The organism is Pseudomonas sp. PS01270, assembly GCF_029959775.1.
GTDB lineage: Bacteria > Pseudomonadota > Gammaproteobacteria > Pseudomonadales > Pseudomonadaceae > Aquipseudomonas > Aquipseudomonas atacamensis.
On record NZ_JASCPT010000229.1, the window covers coordinates 1 to 3,528 of the forward strand.

Below are 3,528 nucleotides of genomic sequence, written 5' to 3' on the forward strand. Positions count from 1 at the left end.
GCCAGACACAGCGGAAGGAGGTGCAGCGAAGCAAACCGGAGCCGCTGCGCCCGGATCGATCCCGCAGCGAAGGAACCCGAGCCTGCGAGGGCCGAACGTAGGAGCTAGCGTTTTTTGCTTACTTTTTTAGGCGCTTGTAAAAAAGTAAGTCGCCGTCAGGCGAAACCGCCAGCAGCCGCTACCGAAGCAACGGATATTCACTCAAAACCCAAAGAATCTGGTCGGCCCAAAGGCCGCCACGGCCCCAAAAAAAAGCCCCTCAAAACCGAGGGGCCCAAAAAAACCAGTCAGAAACCCGAATCAGGTCATCTGAATAATGGTCTGCATAATCGTGCTCTGAGTCGAAATGGTCTTGGCGTTCGCCTGATAGTTGCTCTGACCCTTGATCAGATCAACCAGCTCGTTGGTCAGGTTAACGTTCGACTCTTCCAGCGAGTTGGACACCACCTCACCCAACGTACCGGTCTTCGGCGCGTCGTAGCCCGGAATACCCGAAGCGAACGTCTCTTTCCAGCTGGTACCGCCGACAGCCTGCAAGCCCTGTTCGTTGGTGAAGCTGGCCAGCGCAACCTGGCCGATCGCCTTGCTCTGGTTGTTACTGAAGTTGGCAAACAGCGTACCGGTGCCGTCGATGGTCAGGTTAGTGATCTGGCCAGTGGCGTAACCATCCTGAGTCGGGATCGTACGCGAGGTATCAGCGTTGTACTGAGTGGTGTTGGCCATCGAGATGGTCACGCCATTCGGATTCGCTGCCGCGCCGTTAGGCGTAAACACGCCATTGGTCACAGTGCCCGGCACCCAGCCGGTCATCTTCAGATCGCTGCTGATGATCGGGTTGGCTGGATCCGCCGGGTTAGGCGTGCTCACCTGAACCAGCTTGCCGGAGCTGTCGAACGACAATGTCGAGGCAACCGGCGCAGTGGTCACAGGGTTGCTGCCGGTAGCGTCCGGGTTACGGCCATCGACCAGGGTGTAAACCTTCCAGGTGTTCCCGCCAGTCTTGACCATGTACTGGTCCATGACGTGGGCGTTGCCCTGGGTGTCATAGATCGGCGTGCTGAACGACTTGGTGTACGTTTCCGGCTTCGACGGGTCGAACGTCACGGCGCTGGCGCCGGTATCAACGATCACTGGCGAAGACGAATTGAGGTTGATGCTCGAGGTCACCGCAGAAGACGACTTCGGCGCCAGGTTCGAGGTGTCGATCTTCAGATCGGTCAACACACCGTTGATGATCTTGCCGTTGGCATCCACACCGTAACCCTGCAGACGCGAGGTGTAGTCGGTGTTGGTGATGTAACCGGCGTTGTCGACCTTGAACGTACCGGCACGGGTGTACGAGATCGAGCCGTTGTTGCTCATGGTGAAGAAGCCGGAACCGTTGATACCCATGTCCAGCACGTTGCCAGTGTTGTTGATGTCACCCTGGGTGAACTGCTGGGAAACGTTGGCCAGGCGCACGCCGTTGCCGATCACTTTGCTGCCGCTGCCCAGACGAGTCGACGAATAGACGTCTTCGAATTCTGCGCGCGAGGATTTGAAACCGGCGGTGGCGACGTTGGCGATGTTGTTGCCGGTTACGTCGAGTTGTTTGTTGGCGGCATAGAGACCGCTAAGGCCGATGTTAAAAGACATGTTCCACTCCTTCGTGCCGGGTTAGTCGGCTCTATATACCAATGGTTTGTACTTTGGACAGGGCAACGGTGCCCTTGCCGGCCAGGTTGAGCATCAGCTCGCCACCGGTCTGGCTGATCGTCACGCTGTTGACGGTCGCTGGCAGGTAAGTCGCCAGGTCGGTCGCGGTACCGTTGATCGGTGCGTTGGCCTTGAACGTGTAAGTGCCGACCGGAACCACGGTGCCGGCAGTGTCCTTGCCGTCCCAAGTGAAGCTGGCATCGCCGGCAGCGCGGCTGCCCAGGTCGATGGTGCGCACGGTTTTGCCGTCCTTGTCGGTGATGGTCACGGTGCCGCCGGCAATCGACGACGGCACGCTGACCGAACCGGTCAGACCTTTGCTCGGGTCATCGAGCTGGGCGGTGTTGGTCTGCACAATCACGTTGCGACCGACCAGCGACGACGCTTGCAGCGCCTGCGACGAGTTGTAGTTGCCGGCAAGGCCACTGACGGTGGAGTTCAGCGTGGTAATGCCTTCAAGGCTGCTGAACTGCGCCAGTTGCGCAACGAACGCGCTGTTGTCCTGCGGATCGAGCGGGTTCTGGTTTTTCAGCTGGGTGACCAGCAATTGCAGGAAAGCATCCTTGCCCAGCGCCTGGCCGCCGGTGGCACTGTTGGTCGCCGAAGCGATGCCGCCCGACGTCGTGCTGCTGGCCTTCTTCGACGAGTTGGCCAGGATGTCGTTCATGCTCAGGCTGCTGGTGGTATCCGTAACGCTCATGGCAGTCGCCCCTTATTACTGACCGAGGGTCAGTACCTTCTGCATCATGGTTTTGGCGGTGTTCATCATTTCCGCGTTGGTCTGGAACGAGCGGCTCGCGGAAATCATGTCAGCCATTTCTTCCACCACGTTGACGTTCGGGTAGTAGACGTAGCCCTTGGCGTCGGCGGCCGGATGGTTCGGCTCGTAGCGCGCTTCGAGGTTGCTCTGGTCTTCGACGACGCCGAGCACCTGCACGCCCTGCCCGGCTGCGTCCTGGTTCTGGAACAGCGAATTGCTACCGCCGGCCTGACCGCCCTGGAACATGGTGGCGAATACCGGATGGCGCGCGCGGTAGGTCTGGTCGATGCTCGACGAAACGGTTTCGGCGTTGGCGATGTTCGAGGCCACGGTGTTCAGGCGTGTGGTCTGCGCGCTCATGCCGCTGCCGGCAATGTTGAAAACGCTGGACAGGGACATGGATTATTCTCCGCGCAGGGCTGACACCAGCCCTTTGAATTTGCTGTTGAGCAAGGTGAAGCTGGCCTGGAAGCCGACGGCGTTTTCCGCGTAGTTCGACTGTTCCAGTTGAGCGTCGACGGTGTTCTGGTCGATCGAAGGCTGCATCGGCGTGCGATACATCAGCGACTCGTCGCCATTGCCCAGTCCTTCAGCCTCGATGTGCCGACTGTTGGTCATGTTCAGGGCAAAGTGGCCGCCGGTCTTGGTCTTCTCGGTCTGTGCTTCGAGCACTTTGGAGAAATCCAGATCCCGCGCCTTGTAGTTCGGGGTGTCGGCGTTGGCGATGTTGTTGGCCAGCACTTCGGCACGCTGGGCGCGGAAGCCCAATGCCTTTTCGTGAATGCCCAGCGCTTTGTCGAAGCTGATGCTCATGTCGGGAACCTTCAGGTGACCGGTTTTTCGTATCTGAGCTTTAGCAAGCGCCGTGCCAAATGAGCAAAGCCCCGAATTCCGGGGCTTTGCGCCGAACAGGCTAAGCGGCAATGCCAGAAAAGCGGCAACCGGTTACCGCCGGATGCCGCTTTTCTGCCGCTTGCCGTCCCATCACAGCCGGACAATTGTGGGAGCGAGCTTGCTCGCGAAGGCGGCGTGTCAGCCAATGCAAATGCAGAATGTGACGGCCTCTTCGCGAG

4 protein-coding genes are annotated in these 3,528 nt (G+C 59.3%); all 4 read right to left on the reverse strand.

Going from position 1 to position 3,528, the window contains the following annotated elements; genetic code table 11:
- Positions 1-300: 300 nt before the first annotated feature.
- The 4 genes from flgE to flgB are packed head-to-tail and all read right to left on the reverse strand — an operon-like array spanning position 301 to position 3,268.
- Positions 301-1,635, reverse strand: a complete 1,335-nt coding sequence (flgE, locus tag QMX86_RS27615) for a flagellar hook protein FlgE (RefSeq protein WP_056788088.1) — start codon at positions 1,633-1,635, stop codon at positions 301-303.
- A 31-nt stretch (positions 1,636-1,666) separates the two neighbouring features.
- A complete protein-coding gene (gene flgD / locus QMX86_RS27620; RefSeq protein ID WP_071173271.1) occupies positions 1,667-2,395 on the reverse strand; it encodes a flagellar hook assembly protein FlgD in 729 nt (242 codons plus the stop codon).
- 15 nt (positions 2,396-2,410) lie between these two features.
- Positions 2,411-2,854 (reverse strand): flagellar basal body rod protein FlgC, encoded by a 444-nt coding sequence (gene flgC, locus QMX86_RS27625; RefSeq protein WP_016773614.1) that lies wholly within the window; start codon positions 2,852-2,854, stop codon positions 2,411-2,413.
- A 3-nt stretch (positions 2,855-2,857) separates the two neighbouring features.
- Entirely contained in the window at positions 2,858-3,268 is a 411-nt protein-coding gene (gene flgB, locus QMX86_RS27630; RefSeq protein WP_016773613.1) for a flagellar basal body rod protein FlgB, read from the reverse strand.
- Between the last annotated feature and the right edge of the window lie 260 nt (positions 3,269-3,528).

Bases quoted from the DNA above. Each gene is read 5' to 3' on its own strand.
- flgE (WP_056788088.1), bottom strand. From the start codon at position 1,635: ATGTCTTTTAACATCGGCCTTAGCGGTCTCTATGCCGCCAACAAACAA.
- flgD (WP_071173271.1), bottom strand. From the start codon at position 2,395: ATGAGCGTTACGGATACCACCAGCAGCCTGAGCATGAACGACATCCTG.
- flgC (WP_016773614.1), bottom strand. From the start codon at position 2,854: ATGTCCCTGTCCAGCGTTTTCAACATTGCCGGCAGCGGCATGAGCGCG.
- flgB (WP_016773613.1), bottom strand. From the start codon at position 3,268: ATGAGCATCAGCTTCGACAAAGCGCTGGGCATTCACGAAAAGGCATTG.